The sequence below is a fragment of the Streptomyces sp. XY431 genome, from assembly GCF_001279805.1.
Taxonomy (GTDB): Bacteria; Actinomycetota; Actinomycetes; order Streptomycetales; family Streptomycetaceae; genus Kitasatospora; species Kitasatospora purpeofusca.
Genome location: NZ_LGDO01000173.1, coordinates 43,002 through 68,390, shown reverse-complemented (window position 1 = coordinate 68,390; position 25,389 = coordinate 43,002). Strand labels below are relative to the sequence as shown.

The 25,389-nt window shown below is 74.6% G+C and carries 13 protein-coding genes; 3 read left to right on the top strand and 10 right to left on the bottom strand.

Annotated elements, in window-relative coordinates; all coding sequences use genetic code 11:
- Positions 1-14: 14 nt before the first annotated feature.
- A complete protein-coding gene (locus ADK60_RS19155) occupies positions 15-1,394 on the bottom strand; it encodes a serine hydrolase domain-containing protein (RefSeq protein ID WP_053647522.1) in 1,380 nt (459 codons plus the stop codon).
- Between the two features lie 279 nt (positions 1,395-1,673).
- Between ADK60_RS19155 and ADK60_RS19150 the strand changes: the two genes are divergently transcribed.
- Positions 1,674-2,987, top strand: a complete 1,314-nt coding sequence (locus ADK60_RS19150; RefSeq protein ID WP_079008503.1) for a YhgE/Pip domain-containing protein — start codon at positions 1,674-1,676, stop codon at positions 2,985-2,987.
- Between the two features lie 82 nt (positions 2,988-3,069).
- On the opposite strand, the gene ADK60_RS19145 is transcribed toward ADK60_RS19150, so the two are convergent.
- From ADK60_RS19145 to ADK60_RS19125, 5 genes are all read right to left on the bottom strand, one after another.
- Entirely contained in the window at positions 3,070-4,413 is a 1,344-nt protein-coding gene (locus tag ADK60_RS19145) for a M1 family metallopeptidase (RefSeq protein ID WP_053647520.1), read from the bottom strand.
- A 129-nt stretch (positions 4,414-4,542) separates the two neighbouring features.
- Entirely contained in the window at positions 4,543-8,475 is a 3,933-nt protein-coding gene (locus ADK60_RS19140; RefSeq protein ID WP_053647519.1) for a Pls/PosA family non-ribosomal peptide synthetase, read from the bottom strand.
- Positions 8,476-8,913: 438 nt separating this feature from the next.
- On the bottom strand, positions 8,914-9,780 hold the full coding sequence (locus ADK60_RS19135) for an NmrA family NAD(P)-binding protein (protein WP_045941947.1): 867 nt from the start codon (positions 9,778-9,780) through the stop codon (positions 8,914-8,916).
- Between the two features lie 43 nt (positions 9,781-9,823).
- Positions 9,824-10,321, bottom strand: coding sequence for a hypothetical protein (locus tag ADK60_RS19130; RefSeq protein ID WP_234371146.1), 498 nt, complete (start codon positions 10,319-10,321; stop codon positions 9,824-9,826).
- Between the two features lie 144 nt (positions 10,322-10,465).
- Positions 10,466-10,987 carry a MarR family winged helix-turn-helix transcriptional regulator gene (locus tag ADK60_RS19125; RefSeq protein WP_045941948.1) on the bottom strand — a complete coding sequence of 174 codons (522 nt, stop codon included), beginning with the start codon at positions 10,985-10,987 and terminating at the stop codon, positions 10,466-10,468.
- Positions 10,988-11,247: 260 nt separating this feature from the next.
- Between ADK60_RS19125 and ADK60_RS19120 the strand changes: the two genes are divergently transcribed.
- Entirely contained in the window at positions 11,248-12,882 is a 1,635-nt protein-coding gene (locus ADK60_RS19120; protein ID WP_053647517.1) for an FAD-binding oxidoreductase, read from the top strand.
- Between the two features lie 155 nt (positions 12,883-13,037).
- Complete coding sequence (locus ADK60_RS19115) at positions 13,038-13,646, top strand: peptidase inhibitor family I36 protein (RefSeq protein WP_053647515.1); 609 nt, start codon at positions 13,038-13,040, stop codon at positions 13,644-13,646.
- A gap of 96 nt (positions 13,647-13,742) precedes the next feature.
- Here ADK60_RS19115 and ADK60_RS19110 read toward each other — a convergent pair whose 3' ends face one another.
- From ADK60_RS19110 to ADK60_RS19095, 4 genes are read right to left on the bottom strand one after another with little or no spacing between them, the layout of a single operon-like run.
- Complete coding sequence (locus tag ADK60_RS19110; protein WP_053647514.1) at positions 13,743-15,593, bottom strand: hypothetical protein; 1,851 nt, start codon at positions 15,591-15,593, stop codon at positions 13,743-13,745.
- Positions 15,586-20,841 (bottom strand): hypothetical protein, encoded by a 5,256-nt coding sequence (locus ADK60_RS19105; protein ID WP_053647511.1) that lies wholly within the window; start codon positions 20,839-20,841, stop codon positions 15,586-15,588. The genes ADK60_RS19110 and ADK60_RS19105 overlap by 8 nt, the downstream gene beginning before the upstream one ends.
- Positions 20,822-24,193, bottom strand: a complete 3,372-nt coding sequence (locus tag ADK60_RS19100; RefSeq protein ID WP_053647509.1) for a hypothetical protein — start codon at positions 24,191-24,193, stop codon at positions 20,822-20,824. The genes ADK60_RS19105 and ADK60_RS19100 overlap by 20 nt, the downstream gene beginning before the upstream one ends.
- Positions 24,190-25,386 carry a Kelch repeat-containing protein gene (locus ADK60_RS19095; RefSeq protein WP_053647507.1) on the bottom strand — a complete coding sequence of 399 codons (1,197 nt, stop codon included), beginning with the start codon at positions 25,384-25,386 and terminating at the stop codon, positions 24,190-24,192. Before ADK60_RS19095 ends, ADK60_RS19100 begins: the two co-directional genes overlap by 4 nt.
- Positions 25,387-25,389: the final 3 nt, after the last annotated feature.

The window sequence follows — 25,389 nt, the reverse complement described above, 5'->3', positions numbered from 1 at the left end:
GGGCGGGGCGGGACTCAGTACACCCGCCACCCCTGCGGGTCGACGCCGCCCGGGACGGCCTCGGCGGGTCCGTACGGCTCGCGGGGGAACACGAAGGAGCCGATGTCCAGGTGGCTCACCGAGCCGTCGGCGGCCCGCACCACCCGCAGGGTCTCGCCCGCGTAGTAGTCGTTCAGGCCGGTCCAGGTGCCGTCCGCCTCGGCCCGGAAGCGGCCGGCCCGGCCGGCGCGGCCGAGCACCGACAGCTCCAGCCCGCGGTCCGCCGTGAGCCGCAGGCTGTGCGGCGCGGCGCCCCAGTACCAGGGGCCGGTCAGGGCCAGCAGCTGCTCGTCGAACTCGGCCAGCGGGCGCCAGGGCTCGGGGATCCGCGGCTCGTGCTGCGCGGTGAGCGCCAGCAGTTCGGCGGCGACCGCCGCGGTGCGCGTGCCGCTGGTGGCGTTGGCGAAGGCGATCGCGGCCAGGCCGTCCGCCTCGCTCACCCACAGCCCGGCGGTGAAGCCCGGCATCGAGCCGGAGTGCCCGTGCAGGATCCGGCCGTCGTGCTGGATCAGCTGGAGGCCGAGGCCGTAGGTCTCGCTCCAGTCGCCCGGCTCCGGGGCGACGGCGGGGCGGCGCATCTCGGCCACGGTGTCGGCGGACAGCACCTTCTCGTGGCCGGAGGCCAGGAAGGCGGCCCACTTGGCGAGGTCGGCGACGGTGGACCAGAGCTGGCCGGCCGGGGCCAACCGGCCGGTGTCCGTGAGCGGCTCGGGCAGCAGCACATCGGCCCACGGGTGGACGGCGAAGCCGCCCGCGTGCGGGTGCTCGGGGAGCAGCCCGGTGCGGTCCATGCCGAGCGGCTCCAGGACCTCGCGGCGCAGCACCTCGCCCCAGGGCTCGCCGCGCAGCCGCTCGACCAGTGCGCCGAGCAGGGCGTAGGTGGGGTTGGAGTAGTGGTGGACCCGCCCGGCCGGATGCCGCAGCGGCCGCTCGGCCTCCAGGATGTCGGCGAGTTCGGGGCGCAGCGCGCCGTCGGTCCGCTCCCACCACGGGCCCGGGGTCTCGGCGGCGAGGCCGGCCGAGTGCGAGAGCAGCTGGGCGACGGTGGCGCCGTCGGCGGGCGTGCCCGGCAGGTGGCGCCCCAGCGGGTCGGCGAGATCGAGCAGGCCCTCGTCCCGCAGCCGCAGCACGAGCACGGCGACGAAGGTCTTGGTGATCGAGCCGATCCGGTACTGGACGTCGGTGGTCGGCGCGTGACCGTCGACCATGCTGCGGGCTCCGCTCCAGACGAGCCGCCCGTCCCGGAGCACACCGGCGACCATCGAGGGGGCGCGGCCCTCGGACTGGGCGACGGCCAGGCGGTGCAGCAGCGCGCGGCGGGTGGTGGGGAGCAGTTCGTCGGACAGGTCGGTCATCTCGTCCTCTGCGGCAGGTCGGGGGCAGTAAGGCGGGGCAGCAAGTCAGGGCAGCAAGTCGGGGCGGCGGTTCGGGAATCGTCGCGCCCAACCTAGTTCGTGCGCGTCCGCCCCTTCCACCCATTTTCGTCCCGGGCCGCCACGCCCCTGACGCCGGGTCGGCTCCCGCCGGACGCCGGGGCGTACGGGCGCGCGGGTGACCCCGGCGGCGTGGCGCCGACCCCCGTCCGCGCCCGGCTCCTAGGGTCCGTCTGACCGCCGACCACCCTACGGAGCGTCATGCCCTCCCAGCCCGAGCCGACCCTGCCCGAGCCGCGCCGGCCCGAACCGCCCACCGGCGTCAAGGCGCGCCGGGTGCTCCGCAATCCCCGGATCTGGGTGGTCCCCGGCGTCCTGGTCGGACTGCTCAGTCTGCTGATGTCGCTGCTCTACCTCGGCGGCATCCTCGACCCCCGCGGCGACCTGCACGACCTCCCGATCGCGCTGGTGAACACCGACCGCGGCGCCACCGTCGCCGGACAGCAGCAGAACCTCGGCGAACAGGTCGTCACCGGGATCGCCACCGCCCCCGGCCAGGGCGACGCGGTGTCCTGGCGGCAGCTCGACGAGGCGACGGCGAAGGAGCAGTTGGCCTCCGGCAAGATCTACGGGGCGCTCCAGGTGCCGCCCGAGTTCACCGCCACCGTCGCCGCCCTCGGGGGCGCCAGCGAGCGTCCCGCGCGCCCCACCGTGCTCCAGTACACCAACCCGGGCGTCGGCAGTCTGGGCTCCTCGCTGGCCGCCCAGATCGGCCAGCAGGCCGTCCACCAGGCCTCGCTGGCCCTCGGCGCCAGGCTCGCCGCGCTGCCGCAGGCCCAGGGCGCGGGCGACGCGGCCCGGCTGCTGATCGCCGATCCGATCGCCCTCACCACCACCGTCGGCCACCCGATCGGCAACCGCAGCGGACTCGGGCTCTCTGCCTTCTACTACACCCTGCTGCTCGTGCTGGCGGGCTTCTTCGGCGCCAACATCATCGGCAACGGCGTCGACGTCGCACTCGGCTACGCGGACAACGAGGTCGGCCCCTGGCGCGCCCGCCACCCGGTGGTGCCGATCAGCCGCACCAGCACCCTCGCCGTCAAGTGCGCGATGTCGGTGGGCCTGTCGCTGCTGACCTCCTCGCTGATCATGCTGGCGGCGGCGGTGATCCTCGACATGGACGCCGACCACCTGCCGCTGCTGTGGATCTTCTCGGTCTGCGCCAGCAGCGCGGTCGGTCTCGGCGTCCAGGCGATCAACGCGGCTTTCGGCGGCCTCGGCCTGCTGATCAGCATGTTCGTCTTCATCGTGCTGGGCCTGCCGTCCTCCGGCGCGACGATCCCGCTGGACGCGCTGCCGTCGTTCTACCGGTTCCTCTCGCTCTTCGAGCCGATGCGCCAGCTCACCGACGGCGTGCGGGCGATCCTGTTCTTCGACGCGCAGGCGGACGCGGGCCTGACCCGGGCCTGGATCTGGATCGCCATCGGCACCGTCGCGGCACTGCTCTTCGGCTTCGCGATGACCCGCTACTACGACCGAAAGGGCCTGCACCGCACCGTCCCCGAGCTGGCCTGAGCCCGCGCCCGAGCCCGGGAACGGAACAACGACGACGGGACCAACGACGACGGGAACAAACGGGGACGGGACCGCGCGGGCGTCAGCCGGCCGGCAGCGGCGGCAGCTCGGGCCGCCACAGCCAGGCGTCGAACAGGCCCTCCAGCGGCGTCCGCGCGTACCGGGCGGCGTGCGCGACGAAGTCCGCCGTGGTGACCACCCCGTGGCGGTGGAACGCCGCCCAGTCCTTGAGCATCCGGAAGAACGCGGTGTCCCCGAGCGTCAGCCGCAGCGCGTGCACCACCAGACCGCCGCGCTGGTACAGCCGGTCGTCGAACATCAGCTTGCGGCCCGGGTCGGCCAGCCGGAGGTCCTGCGGCAGCCCGGCCAGCAGCCGGTGCGCGTACAGGGCCCGCGCGGCCGCCGTCGGCCCGCCCGAACGCTCCGACCAGAGCCACTCGGCGTACTTGGCCAGCCCCTCGTTCAGCCAGATGTGGCTCCAGTCGCCGATCGAGACGCTGTTGCCGAACCACTGGTGCGCCAGCTCGTGGGCGATCAGCCGCTCCCGCTCCCAGCCGCCGCCCAGGTGGTTGGTGCCGAAGGTCGCCACCCCCTGCGCCTCCACCGGCACGTCCAGCTCCTCGTCGGCGACCACCACCGTGTACTCGCCGAACGGGTACGGGCCGAACACCTCGCCGAAGTAGGCCATCATCCTCGGCTGCCGCCCGAAGTCCGCGGCGAACGCTCCGGCCAGCCGCTCCGGCACGTACCCGGTCTGCGGCACCTCCGGGTGCTCGGCCAGCGGCACCGGCCGGTACGGGCCGATCGAGACCGTCACCAGGTAGGTCGAGGTCGGCGCGGACTGCTCGTACACCCAGGTGGTGCTGGACGACCGGGTGGTGCGGGTCAGCAGCCGGCCGCCCACCACCACGGTGTACGGGGACGGCGTGGTGACCGCTATCTGGTACGTGGCCTTGTCCGCCGGCCGGTCGTTGCACGGGAACCAGGACGGTGCCCCGACCGGCTGGCTGGCCACCAGCGCGCCGTCGGTCAGCTCCTCCCAGCCCAGACCGCCCCAGGGGCTGCGGACCGGCCGGGGATTGCCGGTGTAGTGCACCTCCACGGTGAAGGCCGCGCCGGCCGACAGCGCCTTCGCCGGGCGCACCCGCAGCTTGCCCGCCCGATGGGTGTAGCGGGCCGGCCTGCCGTCCACCAGCACCCGGCCGATCCGGAAGTCCGCGAGGTCGAGCGCGAACTCGCTCAGCGCCGTCGCCGCGACGGCGCTCAGCCGGGCCGTGCCGCCCAGCCGGTTGGGGCCGGGCCGGTAGTCGAGCGCCAGCTCGTACCGGTGGACCCGGTAGCGGGGATCCCCGCTGCCCGGGAAGTACGGGTCCGGCAGGGCGACGGGCTGCGAGGGCTGCGGGGACTGCGCCGGGCTGTGGTTCACCGGGTCGTACGCTCCTGGAACACGGGGTGGACGGAACAGGGGATGGACGGGGACGGGGGACGGCGGGCGCCGACCGGACGCCCGAGGGGCCGGACGGGGCGAACCCCGGCCGGCCCCCCGGGACGGCGGTCAGGACGTGGCCTGCCACACCTCGATCGGGTTGCCGAGCCACCTGGAGTCGGCGGGCACCGACTCGGCACGCATCACCAGCGAGGCCGGACCCAGCGTGCTGCGCGCGCCCACCGTACTGCCCGGCAGCACGATGCCGCCGGGCCCCAGGGTGGCGCCCTCGCGCAGGACGACAGTATCCATCCGCATGATCCGGTCGTGGAAGAGGTGGGTCTGCACCACACAGCCCCGGTTGACCGACACCCCGTCGCCGAGGGTGACCAGGTCCGCCTCCGGCAGCCAGTAGCTCTCGCACCACACGCCGCGCCCGACCTTCGCGCCGAGCGCCCGCAGCCACAGGTTCAGCACCGGGGTACCGGGCACCGCGCCCACCAGCCACGGCACCGCCAGCACCTCGACGAAGGTGTCCGCCAGCTCGTTGCGCCACACGAAGCCGCTCCACAGCGGGTGCTCCACCGCCCGGAACCGGCCGACCAGCAGCCACTTCGCCGCCACCGCGACCGCGCACGCCACCGTGCCCGAGGCCAGCAGCACCGGACCGGACAGCAGCGCCGCCGCGAGCGGCGACCACGCCACCGCCAGCCAGGACAGCGCGGCCAGCGTCAGCATGCCCAGCGCGCCCGAGGCCAGCACCGGCAGCAGCCGGCACACCTCGACCAGCCCGCGCGCCCACAGCAGCCGGGCCGGGGGCTCGTAGGTCAGGCTCTGGTCCGCCCGGTCGGCCGAGCGGGGCAGCCGCACCGGCGGCATGCCCAGGTACGAGCCGCCCTTCTTCGCCTTCGCCGGCGTCGCCGACAGCACGCCGACCAGACCGCGCTTGGGCACCGAGCGGCCCGGCGCGGTCATCCCCGAGTTGCCGAGGAACGCCCGCTCGCCGACCTTCGCCTCACCGAGCCGCACCCAGCCGCCGCCCAGCTCGTACGGCGCCATCAGGGTGTCGTCGGCCAGGAACGCGCCGTCGCCGACCGTGGTCAGGCTCGGCAGCGCCAGCACCGTGGACACCTCCGCGTGCCGCCCGACCCGCATGCCCAGCGCCCGCAGCCACAGCGGCGTGACCAGGCCCGCGTACAGCGGGAACAGCACCTCCCGGGCCTGGTCCATCAGCTGGGTGACCGTCCAGGCCTGCCAGCCGACCCGGCCGTACAGCGGGTGCACACCGGGCTCCAGGCCGATCGACAGCACCCGCACCGCGGCGACCAGCTGCGCCGCGTACACCACGCCGAACGCCAGCACGGCCGGCAGCAGACCGAGCAGGGCGCCGCCGAGCGCGCCGCCCAGACCGTCCGCCGGGTCGACGAACGGGGCCAGCACCGCCAGTCCGGCCACCGCCGGGAGCAGCGGCAGCAGGCTCAGCGCGGTGCCGCTCAGGCCGAACAGCGCGGACCAGCGGGCCCGGCGCACCGGGCGCTCCTTCGGCCAGGTGCGCTCGGCCCGGCCCAGCTTGACGGCGGGCGCGCCTCCCCAGCGCTGGCCGGTCGGGACGTGACCGGTGACGCTGGAGCCGGCCACGACGTGCGCCCGCTTGCCGATCCGGGCGCCCGGCAGCAGGGTCGAGCGGGTGCCGACCACGGCCCCCGAGCCCACCTTGAGCTGGCCGACCTCCAGCCGGTCGCCGTCCACCCAGTAGCCGTTGAGGTCCACCTCGGCCTCCACCGCGCAGCCCCGGCCCAGCTTGAGCATGCCGGTGATCGGCGGCAACGCGTGCAGGTCGACCTCCTCGCCGACCTTGGCGCCGAGCGCCCGCGCGTAGCGGACCAGCCAGGCGCCGGAGAGCGAGGTCGCGCCGCTCACCTCGGCCAGCCGCTCGGCGGCCCACAGCCGGAGGTGGACGCCGCCGCCGCGGGGGTAGCTGCCGGGCCGCAGGCCGCGCAGCAGCAGCCGGGCGCCGCCGGCCCCGATTGCCAGCCGGCCCGCCGGGGTGAACAGCACCGCCGCGAGCGGGACGACCGCCCACCACGAGGCGGTCGGCGCCCAGGTGAAGCCGTCCAGGTGCGAGAGCAGATTGCCGAGTGCCAGCAGCGCCGCCGTCCAGCGCAGGCCGACCACGGTGAACAGCGGGAGCAGCAGGAGCAGCTGGAGCAGCTTGGCGCGGGTCGGCACCGGGTCGACGGTCCGGGCCTCGCCGGTGCCGAGCGAGGTGCGCTCCAGGTGCCGGGCGAGCTTGCGCAGCGTCGGGTTCTGGTAGATGTCCAGGACCGCCGCGTTCGGGTAGCGGGCGCGCAGCAGGGTGGTCAGCCGGGCGGCGGCCAGGCTGCCGCCGCCGATCGCGAAGAAGTCCTCCCGGGAGCCGCTCACCGGCACCCCGAGGATCTCCGTCCACTGCTCGGCCAGCCAGGCCTCGGTGCCGTACAGCTGCTCGGTCGGCCCGGTGGACTCCAGCTCGGGCAGCGGCCAGGGCAGCGCGTTGCGGTCCACCTTGCCGGAGGTGCGGGTGGGCAGGGTGTCGACCGGGGCCAGCAGCGGGACGAGCGCGGCCGGCAGCTCGGCGCGCAGCCGCTGCACCGCCTGCTCCCGGTCCCAGCCCTCGCCGGTCACCAGGTAGCCGACCAGCAGCTGGTTGCCGCCGCGCGCGGTCCGCACGGCCGCGGCGGCGCCGGCCACGCCGGGCAGCGCCTGGAGCGCCGCGTCGACCTCGCCGAGCTCGATCCGGCGGCCGCCGAGCTTGATCTGCTCGTCGGCGCGGCCCAGGAACAGCAGGCCCTCCGGGTCGGCCTGGACCAGGTCGCCGCTGCGGTAGGCGCGCTCCCAGCCCATCGAGGGCAGCGGCGCGTACTTCTCGGCGTCCTTCTCCGGGTCCAGGTAGCGGGCCAGGCCGACGCCGCCGATCACCAGCTGGCCGGTCCCGCCGGGGGCGACCGGCTCGCCGGCCTCGTCGACCACGACGAGGTCCCAGCCGTCCAGCGGCAGGCCGATCCGCACCGGGCCCTCGCCCGTCAGCAGCGCCCCGCAGGCGACCACGGTGGCCTCGGTGGGGCCGTAGGTGTTCCACACCTCGCGGCCCTCGGTGACCACCCGCTGCACCAGCTCGGGCGGGCAGGCCTCGCCGCCGAAGATCAGCAGCCGGACCTCGTTCAGCGCCTCGGCCGGCCACAGCGCGGCCAGCGTCGGCACGGTGGAGACCACGGTGATCTCCTGCTCGGCCAGCCAGGGGCCGAGGTCGGCGCCGCTGCGCACCTGGGACCGGGGGACGGGCACCAGGCAGGCGCCGTGCCGCCAGGCCAGCCACATCTCCTCGCAGGAGGCGTCGAAGGCGACCGACAGGCCGGCCATCACCCGGTCGCCGGGGCCGATCGGCTCGTCCTGGAGGAAGAGCGCGGCCTCGGCGTCGACGAAGGCGGCGGCGTTGCGGTGGGTGACGGCGACGCCCTTGGGGCGGCCGGTCGAGCCCGAGGTGAAGATGATCCAGGCATCGTCGGCGGGGCCGGGGCGGTGCGCGCCGGGGGTCTGGTCGGCGAGCGGCTCGCGGACCTCGCCGGTGAGGGTGAGCGCGCGCTCGGCGCCGAGCACGGCCGCGACGGCGGCCTCCTCGAAGACCAGCTGGGCCCGCTCGTCCGGGTCCTCGGCGTCCACCGGGACGTAGGCGGCGCCGGCGGCGAGCACGGCGAGCACGGAGACGTAGAGGTCGTTGGTGCCCGAGGGGACCCGGACGCCGACCCGGTCGCCGCGGCCGATGCCCGCGGCGGCGAGGCGGCGGCGCAGCTGCTCGACCTCGGCGGCCAGGGCCCGGTAGCCGAGCACGGTGCGGCCGTCGTCGAGGGCGGGCTCGGCGGGGTACTGCCGGGCGGTCGCGTCGAGGATGTCGATCAGGGTGCGTGGGGCGGGGGCCGGCCGGCCGGGGTAGTGGGCCTGCTTCTCGGCGGCGGTGTCCCGGTCGGTGGTGCCGCCGTCGGCGGGCGCGTCCGCGCCCGGTTCCCGGCTGGGTTCGGCTGTCATCAGTGGCGTGTGCTCCTAGGTCTCGCCCCGTCCCGATGGATCTTCCGGCCCTTGGGGGCGGTGGGAGCACTCGCCTGATCCGGGTGATCCCACTCCGGGGCCGGAGCGGACAACCCAACCGATGGTAGCCCGGTCCGGTGAACCGCACACTGGCCGACACTCCGCCCAACTGGCCCTTGAGTGGCCGAATCTGACGGCACGTCAGGTCACAACTGAGGCTCCTTCGATCGGATGTGACGGACCGTCATGCGTTTTGACGGACCGTCAGGTCTATTTTCCGACCGTGACCCATGCCACATCCGAACCGCTCCCTGCGGGTGACGGAGCCGCTCCCCGGGGGTCACGAAGCCGTTCCCTCGGGGGTGACGGGCCCGCCGCCGGGGGTGCGGCGGGCCCGTCCGAGTCTGCTCCGGGGAGTCGCGGAACCGCGTGGGCGGGTCAGCGGAACAGGTCGAGGTGCTCCCCGAGGAATGCTTCCAGGGTACGGGGGGCGCGCCCGATCAGCCGGGTGGCGGCATCGTCCGGGCTCTCCGGGCGCTCCACGGCGAGCCGCTGGATCTCGACCACGTGGGCGGCCAGCCAGTCCGGCATCCCGGACCGGGCGACCAGCTGGGCATGCAGTTCGGCGGGCGGCAGGTTCACGGCGCGCACCGGCCGGCCACGCAGCGTGCCCAGCAGCTCGGCGATCTCCGGGTGGCTGTACGCCCGGCCGCCGGTCAGCGGGATGTCGCCACCGGCCGTGTCGGGGCGGGTGAGCACCGCCGCGGCGACATCGCCGATGTCCCGGCAGTCGATGTAGTTGCACCGGGCGCCGTCCAGCGCACCGAGGATCACCCCGGCGGCGGAGACCCCGGGCGCGATCAGCAGCAGCTTCTGCATGAACGCGTACGGGCGGAGCACGGTGGTGGTGATGTCGTAGGACCGCAGCCGCTGCTCGATCAGGTGGTGGCCGCGGGAGACGGCGACCGGGGAGTCGGGCTCGGCGGCCGGCGCGGAGACCTTGACGATGTGCTCCACGCCGAGGACCACGGCCAGGTCCACGGTGCGCAGCTCGTGCTCGACCTGCTGCGGACCGTTCTCCATGGTCAGGAAGAGCTGTGTCGTCCCCTTGAGGGCGGCGCGCATCGAGGCGGGGTCGCCGGCGTCGGCGGCCGTCGCCTCGACCAGTCCGCGGGTGTGCGGGTCGAGTCCCGCCAGCAGGCGCTCGGGGTCCCGGCTGAGGGCACGGACCGGGACGTCCTGGGCGGCGAGGCTGCGCAGCGTGGCGCCGCCGGTGGCGCCGGACGCGCCCATGATGGTGATCATGCGGGTGGTGCTCCTTCGGTAAGGGTGGCGGTGCGGGAGCGGGTCAGTGGGCGCGCCGGCGGCGGGGGAGCGAGACCCGCCAGCGCCAGGTGGTCATGGTCGCCGCGATCGCGGCGGACAGCGGGAGGTCGATGCGCAGCCGGCCCGGCCACGGGCTGTCGGCCAGCGCCGGTATCCGGGGCAGCAGCTCGGCGGCCGCCAGGCCGACGGCGAGGGCGAGGACGGCGCAGCCGAGGCCGAAGGCGAGGGCGCGCAGCGGGATCGGCCCGCGGGCGGCCCAGGAGTCGGCGGACCGGCGCCGGTGCCGGAGGCCGACCAGGGTGGCGACCAGGGCCGAGGTGCCGGCGATGGTGGTGAGGGCCGCGATCCTGAGCTCCGACTGGCCGGTGGCGATGCCGCCGGCGGTGGCCATCACGGCGGGCGCCGCGTAGGCGATCAGGACCTCGCGCCAGAGCACGAAGCGGGGCCGGGCGGCGGGGTCGGGGGCGGTGTCGGCGGAGGTGTCGGGGGTGGTGGGTCGCTGCTGGGTTCTACCGGGCATGGGGTCGTCCAAGTGATTAGGAGGCTAATTATAGGTGTTCGGTGGGCCAACAATGAGGTGGTGAAAGGGCCTGTGATCGGTCGACGGGCGGGTTGGCCGGTCCGCCGCTCCTCGATCGTCCGTCAGTCGTCCGTCAGTCGTCCGTCAGTCGTCCGTCAGTGCGGACATGCCCTCGACCAGTCGGGCCAGCAGGTCGAGGAAGACCGTGCGCTCCTCGACGGAGAGCCCGGCGACCATCGACTGCATCCGGTCGAAGTGCTCGGGTGCCATGTCGCGCAGCCGCTGGGCGCCCCGCGCGGTCAGTATCACCACATTGCCCCGCCCGTCCTCGACGGACGGGCGCCGGGTGACCAGGCCGTCCCGCTCCAGCCCGTCGACCAGGCCGGTCACGGTCGCGCGGGAGACCCCGAGTGCGGATGCCAGCTGCGAGGGCGATTTCTCGCCGCCGTGGTCCTCCAGCTCGGCCAGCAGTCGGTAGCGCCCGGTGGACAGGCCGAAGCGGGCGAAGTGGGCCTCGCCGGCCTGGCCGAGCCGCGCCCCGGCGGCCATCAGTCGCGCCGCGACCAGGACCGCCTGCGGATCGGCGGCCAGGCCGTACCGGGAGAGCTGTCGGCGGGCCTGGTCGAGCGAGGGTGCGCCGTTGCCGGCCGGATGCTGCTGAGCCATGAAAGTAATATGGCGCCTAACCTGATCTCCCGTCAAGCGCCTCTTCGGACCGAGGGAAACCCCCGTCCCGCTCCGGGCTGTGGAGCGGGACGGGGGCCGCCCCGGAAGTGGGAGGGGCAGGTGCTGATGGGCAATTGCCTGTGCGTGGCCAGAATTCGTCTACATACGGTCACATTTATTTGTAAACAATGGATTCCCCGGGCATTCCTTGCTAGCGTTCGCCCGCCCACCTGTCGGAGTCGGGAAAGACGGTCCCAGGAATGCGCAACGAATTCTCCCGCCGCGGTTTCCTCGGCAGCACCGGAATGGTCGCCGCCGGAGCCTCCGCCGCCTCGCTCGGCCTGGCCGTCGGCGCCGCCGGCCCGGCCTCGGCCCAACCCGTCGAACAGCCCGAGGGCTGGACGGTCTTCCCCCCGGACTCCCGCTACGAGACGCTCAGCCAGGGCTTCAACCAGCGCTGGAGCAGCCGCCCGGCGTACATCCGGCTGGTCGGCAACGAGGCCGACGCGGTGACGGAGCTGCGTTCGGCGCTCGACCGCGGGCTGCGGCCGACGGTGCGCGGCGGCGGCCACTGCTACGAGGGCTTCGTCGACAACGACAAGGGCGTCATCCTCGATCTCAGCACCCTGCGCGGGGTCCGGGCGGGGACCGACAAGTACGGCGGCGCCACCTACTCCGTCGAGGGCGGCGCCACCAACTGGGACGTGTACACCACGCTCTTCCGCGAGTACGGGGTGACCATTCCGGCCGGGTCCTGCTACTCGGTCGGCGCCGGCGGCCACATCTGCGGCGGCGGGTACGGGCTGCTCTCCCGGCGGCACGGGCTGACCGTCGACCACCTGGTCCAGGTCGACGTGGTGACGGTCCGGGGCGGTGTGGTCGAGGTGACCCGGGCGCACCGCGGCGACCCCCCGGGCTCGCCCGAGCACGAGCTGTTCTGGGCCCACACCGGGGGCGGTGGAGGGAACTTCGGCGTGGTGCTGCGCTACCACTTCGCCCACGCGCTGCCGGCGCCGCCGCCCCGGGTCTGGCTCAGCAGCGTCGCCTGGAAGTGGGCCGACCTGCTCAAGCACCCCGAGGACTTCCGCACCCTGCTGAACAACTTCGGCGCCTTCTTCGCCGAGCACAGCGGCCCCGCGGAGAAGGTGTACCGCGGACTGTTCTCCATCCTCCATCTCACCCACCACTCGAACGGGAACCTCGTCCTGTTCAGCCAGTGGGACGAGGAGGACCCGGCGCCGCTGGACGCGTTCCTCGCCCGGGTGGAGCGCGGGATGCGGGCCAAGTCGACCGCGCAGACCAACGGCGTCGGCGGGCTCTACCTGCCCTACCCGGACAAGCGCCGCCAACTTCCCTGGTTCCAGGCGACCATGACGCTCAACGGCTCCGGCCCCAACCAGCGCGGCAAGTACAAGTCGGCCTACCACCGCAGGGCGTTCACCCCCGCCCAGATCGACGCCTGGTGGACCTGGCTCACCAAGGACGTCGAGGGCCTCGACCTCACCCAGACGCTGGTCCAGATCGACTCCTACGGCTGCCAGGTGAACACCCGGGGCGCCGCCGAGACCGCCGTCCCGCAGCGCGACTCGGTCATGAAGCTCCAGTACCAGACCTACTGGACCGACCGGAGCGACGACGCCGCCCACCTGGCCTACCTGAGCGGCCTCTACCGGGACACCTACCGGGCGACCGGCGGCATCCCGGAGATCGACACCGACACCGACGGCGCCTACGTCAACTACCCGGACGTCGACCTGGGCACCACCGCCGACAAGCAGCCTGCTTACCAGCGGCTCTACTACAAGGCGAACTACCGCCGCCTGCAGAAGGCCAAGGACACCTGGGACCACAAGAACGTCTTCCACCACGCCCAGTCGGTCACCCTGCCGTCCTGACCGTACCGGTCGGATCGGTCGGATCGGGTCGGATCAGAGGGAAGCGCGACGGCCGCCGGGGCCAGTGGCAACCGGCGGCACGCATTCCTACAAGACCCCCGCTGCCGCCCCCGGACAGGATGGACTTCCGAAGGACCACGCAAGGAGGTTGCACGATGGAACGCCTGCACGTGGGAACCATGAAGAAGCGTCTGCTGGCAGCACCCTTCGCCCTCGCGGCCGCCCTGGCGGTGTGCGTCGCCCCCGCCGCGACGGCCGCGACCGCCGGCACCGACCCGGGCACCGCTCGCGCGGGCTTCTCCGCACAGGCCCGCAGCCTCGGACTGGACGGCTCCCAGGCCAAGGATCTGCAGGCCCGGGTCGACGGCTACCTCGCCAAGACCCCCGGGGCGAGCCAGGTGGCCGCCAACAAGATCACCCTGGCCGGGGGCGGCGAGCTGCTGCTCACCCTGCCGGGGGAGGAGCGAGCCCGCGACCTGGGTGCCGCGGGCGGCAGCCAGCCGCTGGCCGCGGGCTGCCCCTACACCTATGTGTGCGCGTACAGCGGCGAGAACTTCACCGGCGAGGAACTGCGCCTCTTCACCTGCAACTACCCGGTCCGCATCTACTGGACCGGGACCGGGTCGTGGATCAACAACCAGCGGTCCACCCTGTACGCCAGGTTCTACGACCGCAACGGCAACGTCGGCTGGACCTCACCCGGCGGCTACAGCGAGGACCGCCACGCCCCCTGGGGCTGGGTCGGGTGGCTCAGCCCCTGCTAGGGAGCGCCCGAGAAGCCGTGCTGCCGGTCGTCCGCGCGCGGACGACCGGCAGCTGCTGAACGGGACCTCGCGATCCACCCCGACTCCACTCGGGCGTCAGCCGGCGGCGCCCGGCGGTGGCGTGGTGTCCTCCAGGAAGTCGAAGGCCAGCCCGCTGGAGGCCTCGCCCCGGCCGGTGCGGCGATGGGTGGCGAGCCAGAGCGAGACCCGGCCGTCGCTCCAGCGGGTGCGGTTGAAGGACGAGGTGATGCCGGTGCCGGTCTGCGGCACCTCCTCCTCGTGCACGAAGTACGCCCGGCCCTGGTCGAAGCCCTCGCGCAGCAGGGCCGTGCGGGCCGGCACCGGCTCGCCGTCGACGGCGCTGAGCATCGCCGCACGCTGCAACCGGATCTGACGGTTCTGCCCCGGAACGTGCACCGGGACGAACGGGATCCAGTTCTCCGGGACGGTGTTCATCGCTTCGTAGCGGACCGGCGCGGCAGCCGGCGGCGGTACCGGCGGCGGGTGCAGGGCCAGCCGGTGGGCGAGGATCTCGGCGGCCACCTCACTGCCGCGCCGGGGCTCGCCGGTGGGCAGCCGGACGGTCTGCTCGACGCCCCACACCATGTTCGCGCTCTCGTCGCGCACCAGCACGACCTCCTCCAGCACCGGCCCCTCGGCGACCTTGGGCACGCTCGACGGCAGCAGGAGGTCGGTGTCCGCCGGGACGGACGCGTCGCCGATGGTGTCGAGGGTGAACATCGACCAGCGCTGCCAGTCGGCGTCGTCACCCGCCCCGGCGGGCGTGATCCAGAGCTTCCGGCCGAAGACATCGGTCACCGCCAGCCCGCGGATCGAGGCGACCGTCCCGGTCGGGAGGTCGCAGGGCAGCTGGAACCAGTCGTTGCTGTAGACCAGCGCGAACTCCAGGAAGACCAGCCGCGCCAGGTCGGTGCTGTCCGGCCGCACGGCGGCGAAGTTGGTGCGCCCGTCCTCGACCGCCCACCAGCGCGGCAGCGGCATACCGGAGAACCGGACCGGCGCCGGGAACACGGTGCGGTTCAGCGGCGCGGGCGGCGGGGCGGCCCCGCCGAGCGGACCGGCCGGGTCGACGGAGAACGCGTGCCAGTCCAGCGTGCCGCCCGGGTACTCCTGCGCGGTCAGGACCTTCTCCGCCCCGCCGCTCGCACCGGCCGCGACCGAGAAGCGGTGCTCCAGGCGCGCCGGGTCCCAGGCGGTGTTGCCGGTGTGGGTCGCCGGGTCCTCGGCCGGCTGGTCGATCAGCGTGTCGAACCAGGCGGTCAGCCGTCGGGCCAGCTTGGCCAGCTCATCGCGTTGCAGGCCCACCAGGCCGTCGATCCCGTCGTGCGCGGGCCGTCCCCGCTTGAGGGCGAGGTAGAACTCGTAGCCGTCCATCCGGCGGCCGGCCACTGTTTGCAGGGCGGACCAGACCTCGGGGTGCGCCACCCTCGGGGCGTCCGCGTCCGCCCGGGGGTCGGGCAGCGCGACGGGGTAGCGGTCGACGTACTTCTGACGGATGTTCGGGCCGAGCAGGATCGGGGTCCTGCCGATCAGCTTCATCCAACGGCGCCCGATCGCCAGCCGCAGGTCGAAGGAGATCCGGTCGGCGGCGAACGCGAACGGCAGCGGGCGCCGCTCGGCGACCGCCTCCAGCGGTCGGTCGGCGGGCAGCGGCTCCACCGCGCCGTCGGCGGGCCGGAACCGGGTCGGCGGGGTGGCGACCACCGAATAGGTCGCGGTGACCGGCGAGCCGCCGTCCGTGCCGCGGAACTCGCCCATCTGCCACTGCCGGGTGAGCATCCACAGCGGGTCGCGCACCTCGGCGCGCAGCGCCCGCGCGAAGTCGGTGGTACGCGGCCTGCCCTCGATGCGGTTCCACAGGCCGACGGTGGGCGCGCGGCGGTTGTCCAGCGCCTCGCGGAGATTCTCGATCCGGGGCTCAGCCACGGGCCTTCCCTCGCAGGTTGGCGATCGCGAGATCGGTGCTGATGGTGATCGGCTGCCGGGTGGCCGACAGGACGGTGGCCGGCAGGAACTGGGCGTAGGCGGTGCCGTCGAGGTGGCCCGGCTCCACGGCCCGGACCCGGGCCAGGTCGAAGGTCTCCCGGACGGCGGCGACCAGGTCGTCCCAGACCCAGGCGCCGGTCCGGACCGGCGGGACGACCAGGAGCATGGTCTGCGGGGGCTCGGAGTCCGGGCCGTCGTAGTGCACCGCGATCCCGGTGGTCTCGTGCTCGGCCGGCACCACCTCGGTCCACTCGTCGAACAGCACCCCGCACCGCCAGGCGGGGCCGAGCAGGGGCTCGGGGGCGTAGTGGGCGGTGAACAGCAGCCGGTCCTCCTCGATCCGGGTGCCCGCCCGGAACTCCATCGCCAGCCAGTGGTCGCGTTCCCGGTAGGGGAACTGGACCGGGGTCAGCTGCGGCTCCTGCCAGCCGGGGACGTTGCCCAGCAGCCCGCCCGGCCCGCGCAGCGCGTCGCCCAGGGCGACGGCCTTCTCCCACAGCCGCGGCTTCTCCCGGACCCTGGCCACGCCGTGGACCCAGTCGTCCACCGGGAAGTCCCGGTCGAAGTCGTCCGTCAGGTGCTTCACCAGCCCGGGGCTGTCGGCGCGGGCCCGCCGCCAGTCCTGTGCCAGCTGGTCGGAGGGCGTGAACTCGGGCACCACCAGGACGTCCTCGCCGAGCATCGCCACCAGCGCCGCGGTGGCCGCCCGGACCCGGTCGGGATCGGTCGCCGCCGCGTCGTGCTCGGCGAGCGCGGTGTCGGCGGCGGCGAGCCGCGCGGTGACGTCCTTCTGCAGCGCCTGCGCCCGGGCCAGCAGGTCGCGGCCCAGCTCGACGATCCGGTCCTCGTAGGGCGCCGGGTCCAGACCGACGGGGTCGAAGGCGGTCAGCGGCAGCAGCGCCCGGACGTCGGCGACCAGACCGGCGAGCGTGGTGCGCGTGGTCCGGGCGATCCGCCGGAGCGCCTGCAGCCGGGAGTCGAACGCGGACCTTCGGCCGGCGACGACGACGCGCAGTTTGACCGGGGTCGACGGGCGCGGGCTGGTCGGAGTGGTGGTGAGCAGCCGTTCGGTCTGCTCCAGCAGCCGGAACCGGTCCTCGGCCGGCGTGGACGGGGGCAGCGCGTCGTAACGGGCGAGGAGCGCGTCCGCCTCGGCGAGCGAACGCCCCATCCGCGCGGCCGCCACCGCGACCGCAGCCAGGACGTCGGCGAACACGCCCCGGCGCCACTCGACCAGCTCCCCCCAACCGCTGCGCAGCAGGCCGAACAGACCCGCTGTGCCGGCGAGCTGACTGTGGGTGGAGATCAGCGCGTCGATCCGGTCGATCACCTCGTCGCGCCGCACCAGGGCCGGCTCGGGCGGGTAGAGCCGCGCCAGCACGGTGAGGTGGTCGGCCACCCGGCCACGCAGGGCGTCCAGGCCCGCGCGAACGGCCGCGGGCCGCTCCCGGGGCACCGTGACCGCCTCGTCGGCCGAACGGTCGACCCCGGTCGGCCCCGAAGCCGGGACGAGGTCCGTGGGCCGCAGCGGCCGGGAGGTGGTCAGCAGCGAACGCAGCGCCTCGACCAGGGGCGACACCTCGAACAGAGTGACCTTGCGGTCCACCCGGGTGGTGTACTCGATGGTCAGCGGGACGTCCGGGCGCGGCTTGTCCCGCGCGACGACAACGCCGAGGATCCGGTCGTCCAGATCGGTCATCGCCGTCTCGCGCGCCGGCCGCAAGGTCCACAGCAGGTCGATGGGCTGCAGTTCCAGGTCGAACTGGGTGACGTCGCTCCGGCGCGGCAGCCCGTCGAGCGGGTCGGTCCAGGTGACCCGGACCGCCACGTCCTGCTGCGCCGGCAGCAGGCCGGGCAGCCAGTCGTTGACCGCGGGTTCGGCCTTGGCCCGGGGGCCGTCGCCGCGGAACCTGGCGGCCCCGGCCTGCGGGTTGAGCCCCGCCGTGAGCTGGACGGCGAACCGGTGGGTCAGGGTGACGCCGCTGCGCGGGGTCCGTACGACGGCGGGCTCCGGCGGGAAGCCCTCCTTGGCGTAGGCGTCCAGGGTCGCGGTGGCGCGCTCGGCATTGCCGAGCAGCACCTGGTGGGTGCTCTCGGCGACGGCGAGGTCCGCCAGCGCGTCGTGGATGTCCAGCAGGTGCCCCAGCTCGGCGTTGATCGCGTCCTGCTCGTCGGCAGAGGCCGTCGGCATGTCCGGGGCGCCGAAGGGGTATGTCGGCGCGGCCGGCGGGCGGGTGGCGCGGCGGACGAGTTCGAGCCCGTCGACGACGTTGCGGGCCTCGAGCACGTCGATGTTCGCCCGGCCCTGCGGTGTCACCTCGGACAGCTTGCCCGCGCGCAGCGGGAACGCGCGTCGTAGCGCCGGGAGGAAGCGGTCGAGCTCGACGCCGGGGTGGTGGTCGTGCAGCCCGCGCTCGAACCGCCGCCCGAGCAGCGCCCCGAGCGAGTGGCCCGCCCGCAGCCCGTCGAGCAGTTCCAGGGCGATCCGGACCCGCCCGGAGCTCAGGTTCACCGCGAACGAGCCCGGGGCGGCCTCCGTCCCGTTGGCGAGGTAGCCGGCGCGCAGGACGGCGGCCGTGGTGGCGTGGCTCGGGGACGGGGCGTGGACGTAGCCGCCGTTGGCCGGGTCGTGCGGGATCTCGGCCGCCCCGAAGACCGTCGCGAGCTGCGGGTCCAGCGTGACCGACCCGAGCGGGTGCGCGCGCGGCCGGACGTCCTCCAGCAGCCCGTACGACCCCAGGTGGACGCCCGGGCGGGGCGCGCCGGTGCCGTCGGGCCCGAACCGCAGCTCGGCCAGCCGCTCGTTGGCCAGCCCGAGCAGCCAGGCGTCGAGCCGGTAGGTCGCGCAGTCGAGGTGCTCGGCGAGCACCCGTTCCAGCCGGGCGGTGGGCAGGTCGGCGAGCAGTTCGACGGCGCGCAGCTGCCCGGCGAGCGCGGCGGTCGCCGGGCTCGATCCGAGCACACCGGGGATGAACCGGTGCACCAGGAGGTCCGGGTCGGCGCTGCCGGTGACCGCCGGGTCGGGGGAGTACAGCTGCCGGTACCGGCTCTCGCTCACCGGCGGCACCGGCTCCCCGGGCCGCTGGGCGCGGACGTGGACGAAGAGCGGGTCGGCGAGGGAGGGGGCCGGGCGGCCGGCGGCGACCGCGAGGCGCCGCCCGGCGTCCTCCCATCCGAGCAGGACGGCGTGTCGCAGCAGCAGGTACAGCAGTGCGGCCGGCGGGCGGTTCCCGGCGAAGCCGTTCTCCAGCCGCACCGTGTCCAGGTCGGTGCGCCCGTACCGGACCAGCCAGTGCAGGTAGTTCCCGGGATCGGGACCGGCCGTGGAGGCGCGCACCGGGTCGGTCTCGGAGAGCGGGCCGTCGTCCACCAGCGGGGCGAGCAGCGGGTGCTGCGTCCCGGCGAACAGCCGGCGGACCAGCGCCGGGTCAGGGCGCTCCGGGGGGTGCACCTGGTAGCCGAGCCGGGCGAGGAGTGCGCGGATCGGCTGCGGCATGTGCAGTACGTCCTCCAGCGCGGGCAGCACGGTGCCCCCGAGGCCGCCGAGGTTCTCCCGGTTGAAGACGTCCTCGACGCTCTGCGCGTACCGCTGGTGGTACTCGGCCGAGGTGGGGTGCAGGGCCAGGATGTCCAGCAGCCGCTGGTGCGGGTCAGGGTCGCCGCCGGCGAGGTGCGCGACCTTCTCGGCCGCGGTCCGCCAGTCGGTCAGGGCCGCGCTCAACAGCCCGTGCAGGGCGGTGCGGTGGGCCGACACCGCCGGCCAGGCCAGCCGGCTGAACGCGGTGGTCGGCAGGATGCCGTAGGGCTGCCGGCCGACCCGGACGGCCGGGACGGGGCCGCGTCCGCTGACGTGGCGGAGGAAGAAGTCGCGGGTGTCGGCCACGGTCTGCGGCGGCACGATCGGGTACAGGGTGGTCTGCAGGAAGCTGCCCCAGGTCGCCGGCCACAGGGCGGTGTTGGCAGCGCGGGCGTCCCGCTGGTCGGTCCGGTCGGCGTTCGGCACCCCGGCCAGGACCGCGGGGTCGATGCCGAGCAGTTCGGCGAGGCACTGGCCGTCGGTCCTGGTGGTCCAGTCGCCGGGCGCGGCCGCGGCGGCGAACCCGGCCGCCGTGCGCAGACCGGCGTCCGCCTCCTCCCGGGCATCCTGGCCGGCCGGTGCCTGCTCGGAGTTGTTGGTGGGGGTGCCCTGGGGCAGCAGCGCGTACCCGGTCGGGCTGCGCAGCTGCCGGGTGACCAGTCGGCCGAGGTCGCCGGCGGACTGCTGCGGGTCGGCGCGTTCGCGCAGCCCCAGCACGACCAGCCGGTCCACGCCCTTGCGGTTCAGGGCGTCGAGCGGGACGCGGATGCCCATGCCGACCTCGCACGCCGCCGTGAAGTCGGTCAGCCAGCGCAGCGGCGCGGGCACCCGGAGCGCGCCGGTCTGCTCGTTCACCTTGAGTTGCTCGTCGGGCGGTGTGTTCGGATCGGGGCCGACCACCAGCTCGTCGGGCACCGGCTTGCCGGGGACGGCGAAGACCTGGGTGCCGCCGACGTACCCGAGCGCCGTGAACCGGTCGGGCAGCAGCCCGGCCCTGGGGGCCCTGGTCCAGGAGTCCTGGGCCACCTGGGCCGGGCGCGGCAGCACCAGGAAGGCGACCACGACGCCGTTGCGCGGGTCGGTGGGCGCGGCGTCGATCCCGGACGGCCGCCGGGCGCGCACGGCCCGGGCCCGCTGCGGGCCGACGGCGGCCAGCAGTGCCGCGTCGGCGGACCGCAGCCGGGCGCGGTCGCCGTGCGCCCGCCAGACCGCCGTCCAGTAGGCGGTGGTCGGCTGCCGGTCGGCGGTGGCCGGCGCGGTGGGGCCGGTGAGGACCAGCACGACGGTGTCCGCCGGCAGGTTCACCGGCTGTTCGGCCGGGTTGGCGGGCGGGTGCTCCGCGCGCAGCCAGGCCGCCCGGCCGACCGGGACCCGGCCGGTGAACTCGTGCCACGCCACCTGTTCGGCGGCGCCGTCGCCGCCCGCCCGCCAGACCGCCGTCCAGTAGGCGCTCAGCGCGGTGAACTCGGCCTCGCCGGGCAGGGGTTCGAACTTGTCGACCGCCCACTCGTCCGGGAAGATCCGGATCAGCAGCTCGGTCTCGGTGAAGCAGGTCTCCAGCCGGACGGGGCCGAGCAGCACCGGCAGGTCGTCACTGAGCGGGGCGGGCATCGGGCAACATCTCCTGTGCGTGGACGGCGATCAGTACCGGTGCCTGGAAGAGCATGTAGGCGATGTCCGCGGAGCTCAGCCGGGAGTGCCAGAGCGGTAGCGCGGCGTCCTCGCGGCGCTGCTCGCGCTTCTCCTGGTCGTCCTCGGAGCCGTCGAACCGGACGAGCGGGACCTGCACGCCCGGGTCGAGGCTGACGAAGTGCCGGTCGAGCGGGTCGATGTCCCGCCAGGAGAGGTCGTTCCACACCTCGACCGCGGTGCCCGCGCCGTCGTCGGCCCCGAACCGGGGGTCGCCCGGGCGCTCCTTGATCACGAAGAACCAGCCGGGGTCCAGCGGCGGCTTCCCCCGCGCCTGGTCCGCCGTCAGGTCGAAGCCGAGCAGGGTGATGTCCGGTTCCACCCTGGCCTCGTAGATCGGCAGCTTGACCAGCTCCGGGGACGGGCGGTCGCCGTCCGGCACGTCGGCGAGGACCCGCTCCAGGCTGGGGTCGACCACCCCGTCCTCGTTCGTCGCCCAGGCGGCGCGGTGCGCGTAGACGGCGGCGGTCGGGTACTTCTTGAGCAGCTCGCCGCGGATCACCAGGACGAGTTCCTCCTCCTGGACGAGGTCGCGGTTGTCGTGCGTGCCGAGCGCCGTGTCCGTGCTCCAACCGTCCATCCGGGTGATGTCGTAGAGGCGCTCCCGGCGCTCCGCGGCCGTCTCGCCGGGCTGCGGCGGCTCCACCCTGGGGTCCCAGAACTGGCGGAACGAGGAGCAGCGCTGATCGGTCGGGAACTCCCGCCACAGCAGCTCGCGGGCGAGCTCGTGGTTGAGCCCGGCCATGAACGCCTCGATGAACTCCTGGTCGGTCGCCAGCAGCGTGATCGTGTTCGGCGGAACCAGTCCGAGGTTGGGCACGAAGGTGTCCACCGACATGTCCAGCAGCGACTGGTACATCGGCAGGTCGATGACCGGGTACGCCATCGCCTCCAGGAACCGCTCGGCGAAGGGCTGGAGACGCTCCGGGAGCCGCACCCCGCTCAGCAGCTGCCGGGGCACCGTCTCGTCGGCGCTCAGCCCGGCGAGCAGGGTGCCGGTGACCGGCGTGATGCCGAGCGGGAGGCGCTCCCGCGTCCGCCCGCCGACCACGGCGGTGTCGAGCCCGTCCTGGAGGTCCCGCAGGGCCAGCTTGAACAGCCGCGCCTCGGCGGAGTCCTCGCCGCCCGGCCGGGGCACCACCCCGTCCCCGGGCAGGCTGAGCACGAAGTCCGAGCTGGTCGGCAGCCCGCCCACCGGATCGGACGGCCCGGCCTCCTGCGTTCCGCCCTCCTGCGCTCGGGCCTCCTGCGCTCCGGCCGCCGAGGGTCCGGGTGGGTGCAGGACGTTCGCGAGCTGCGCCGGGGTGACGATCGCCGCGGGCGCGGCCTTGGGCGGCGCGGCGGCGATCCCGGTGGCCGGGTCGTCCATCCGGGGCAGCAGCGCGTCCGGCGGCTGGTTCGCGGCGGCGAACGGCAGCCCGCGCATGAGGCGCGAGCGCGGCCGGGTGATCCGCCGCATCGGTGGCGACACCGGCGCGGCCGCGATCCGGCTGCGCGCCACCTCGAAGCCGACGGCCACCAGCTCGGCCGGCTCCGCACCGCCGGGGCCGCCGGCCAGTGCCGCCTCCGCCGATCCGGTCGTCGTCACCCGGGAGCCGGCCGGTGCGGTCAGCCGCAGCGACCGGCCGGACGGCGGCGGGGCAGCGGCGGCCCGAGCGGCCCCCGGCACGGGCGTCGTCGGCACCGTCGGCGGGACCGGTGACGGGACCGGCGGCGCCAGGTGCTTGCCGTGCAGCACATGGCCGACCTCGCGGGCGAGCTGCGCGGCGCGGATCCGGGCGTTGGCCGCGAGCACCTCGCCGACCTGCTCCCAGGCGGCGGCCATGAACTCCTCCTGCCGCGCCTGGACCACCTGGGTACCGAAGTTGGCCGCGATCCGGAACCGCGGGTCGAGGTTGAGCCGGTGCACCCAGTTGCGGTTCGCCGGCGCCGGGACGGGCGTGCCGTCCCGTTGGGACAGCAGCCGGGACGTCCGGGCGTGCCAGCGCCCGTACAGCGGCGGGGTGATCACCGGATCGGCCGCACCGGGACTCGGCGCCGCGGCGGTGTCCGCCGCTGTGTCCGTGGGACCGAGCGGCCCGGCCAGCCGGGCGTGCGCGACCGCGGGCGGGTGTTCGAGGTAGTCGTCGGCCAGGTTGATCCGTCCGGCGAGGGCCTGCTGGAAGGGGTGCGGGTACGGCAGCGGAACGGGCGGCGGCGGGGCCGGCGGTGGCGGTGGCGGAGGCGTGGGGAAGCGGCCGTCCCAGTTGTCCCACAGGTCCGGCTCGCGGTCGGGCACCCGCAGTGCCCCGCCCAGCTTGAGCACCCCGCCGAGCGCGGCGGGCTCGGTGATCCCGGGCAGGCCCGGTCCGGGCGAGCGCCGGACGTCGACATCGCGCCGCCCCACCCGGGGGTCGGGCTGCCCGGGCTGCAGCAGCCGGACCAGGTACTCGAAGTCGCCCGCGGTGCCGGTGCCGAAGAACCAGCGGTAGTAGTAGGGGAGTTGACCGGGGGCCTGCCGGTTGGGGTAGTTCGGCCCCCAGGCGGAGTGCGCGGCGCTCGGCGCGGCACCCGGGTCGAGACCGAGGCCGGCCAGCCGCCCGGTCTCGAAGGCCGGCACCAGGAAGGCGTGGTACCCGGTGTTCGGCCGCAGGTGCCGAGGGCAGATCAGCCGGGAGCAGGCCCGGTCGGGGTTGGCGCGCAGCACCTGCCGCAGCGCGGCCAGCGTGGCGGGCATGTTCTCCGAGACGATCGGGTCGTCGAGCTGTCCGTCGACGTGCACGTGCGCCCAGGCACCGAGCTGCTCCGGCGGCGGCAGCGTGCCGGCCGGGTCGGTGACGGTGATGAACGGCAGTGGCCGCCCGGGCGCCGCGCCCTCGGTGAACTCGCCGGGCTCGCCGGTCTGCTTCGGCCCCTCCAGCACGACCAGGGCGAGCCAGGGCCGCAGCCGTCCGGTGTCCGCCTCGGGTGCCAGCGGGCTGTACTGCCAGGGGAAGTCCTCGTCGTAGAACTCGATGTGCGCCAGGTAGTTGGGTTCGGCGTTGGTGACCCAGGCCCGCGGCTCGGTCCGCGAGACCACCCGCGGGTCGATGCCGACGATGTCGCCGGGGCCGTAGAGCTGGACCTTCTGATCGACGAACTGCTCCGGCGGCGGGCCGCCGGCGACGGCCTCGCCGGTCAGGTGCAGACGGACCGGGATCTCGGCGCGGGTGACCGGGCCGGACGGATCGGCCGCGATCCTGGTGGCGATGCCGCCGCGCAGCCACGGAAGGAAGGAGTAGACGTTGGTCGTCACGAGGCGGCCCCGAACACCTCGGTGGTGGCGGTGAGTTCCTGGAGCGCCGGATCGGCGGCGGCGAGCCCGGCGCGGACCGTCCCGCCCGCGATCAGCACCCGGCCGTCCGACAGCGCGGTGGCGGCGAACGCCCAGCGGCCGACAGTCGTCCCGGCCGCGGCCGTCCATGCCCTCGTGGTGTCGTCGAAGACCAGCGCGCTCCGGTAGCCGACACCGTCGCGCACCTCGGCCGTGCCGCCGACCAGCAGGAACTTCCCGCCGCCCAGCGGGACCACCCGGTGGAGGCCGCGGCCCCCGGGCGAGGGCGGCATCGCCGTCCAGGCCCCGGTGGCCAGGTCGTAGCGCTCAACGGTCAGACCGGCGAAGGGGTCGAAGGTGCCGTCGCCCGGAGCACCCGGGGTGGCGCCGCCGAACACCAGTACGGCGGTGTCGGAGGCGGCCACCGCCTGGTGCCGGCTCCGGGGCAGCACCAGGCTGCCGGTCGGGGTCCAGGCCTTGGTGGTGGGGTTGAACAGCTCGCAGAACGCGAGCGATGCGTCGTCGTGCCCGGAGATCGGCGCGGTGCCGCCGCACACCAGCACCTGACCGCCCTTGAACAGGACGGCGGAGTGGCCGGTCCGGGAGTCGGTCATCGCCCCGGCGTCGGTCCAGGTGTCGGTGGCCGGATCGTAGATCTCCGCCGACCGCAGGGCCTTGACGGAGTCGCCGGAGCGCACTGCGAGGCCGCCCGCCACCAGCACCCGCTTGTCCGCCAGCAGCACCGCGCTGTGCCCCCAGCGGGCCTCGTGCATGTCGGCGGCGCTCTTCCAGCTGCCGTCGGCCGGGTCGTAGAGCTCGGCGCCGGCGAGGCCGGGCGACAACGGCGACGAGCCGCTCGTGCCCCCGGCGATCAGCACCCGGCCGTCGTCGAGCCGTGTCACGGTGTGCAGCCGGCGCGGAAAGCGCAGCGGGACGCCCGCCGTCCAGGTCGCGGCGGCCGGGTCGTAGACCGCGGTGCGGGTCAGGACGGCCGAGGCGGCGTCCGAGCCGCCGGTCAGCAGCACCTTGCCGCTCTTCAGCAGGACGGCGCCGTCGTACTGCCCGTACCAGGAGGCCGGTGACGGCAGGTCACCGGTCTTCGTCCAGGAGCCGCCGGCGGCCGCCGCCGTACTCGTCGTGGCAGCGGTCGCGGCGCCGGTCGTGGTGTCGGTCATGGC

Bases quoted from the DNA above. Each gene is read 5' to 3' on its own strand.
- ADK60_RS19155 (WP_053647522.1), bottom strand. From the start codon at position 1,394: ATGACCGACCTGTCCGACGAACTGCTCCCCACCACCCGCCGCGCGCTG.
- ADK60_RS19150 (WP_079008503.1), top strand. From the start codon at position 1,674: ATGCCCTCCCAGCCCGAGCCGACCCTGCCCGAGCCGCGCCGGCCCGAA.
- ADK60_RS19140 (WP_053647519.1), bottom strand. From the start codon at position 8,475: ATGACAGCCGAACCCAGCCGGGAACCGGGCGCGGACGCGCCCGCCGAC.
- ADK60_RS19135 (WP_045941947.1), bottom strand. From the start codon at position 9,780: ATGATCACCATCATGGGCGCGTCCGGCGCCACCGGCGGCGCCACGCTG.
- ADK60_RS19130 (WP_234371146.1), bottom strand. From the start codon at position 10,321: ATGCCCGGTAGAACCCAGCAGCGACCCACCACCCCCGACACCTCCGCC.
- ADK60_RS19125 (WP_045941948.1), bottom strand. From the start codon at position 10,987: ATGGCTCAGCAGCATCCGGCCGGCAACGGCGCACCCTCGCTCGACCAG.
- ADK60_RS19120 (WP_053647517.1), top strand. From the start codon at position 11,248: ATGCGCAACGAATTCTCCCGCCGCGGTTTCCTCGGCAGCACCGGAATG.
- ADK60_RS19115 (WP_053647515.1), top strand. From the start codon at position 13,038: ATGGAACGCCTGCACGTGGGAACCATGAAGAAGCGTCTGCTGGCAGCA.
- ADK60_RS19105 (WP_053647511.1), bottom strand. From the start codon at position 20,841: ATGCCCGCCCCGCTCAGTGACGACCTGCCGGTGCTGCTCGGCCCCGTC.
- ADK60_RS19095 (WP_053647507.1), bottom strand. From the start codon at position 25,386: ATGACCGACACCACGACCGGCGCCGCGACCGCTGCCACGACGAGTACG.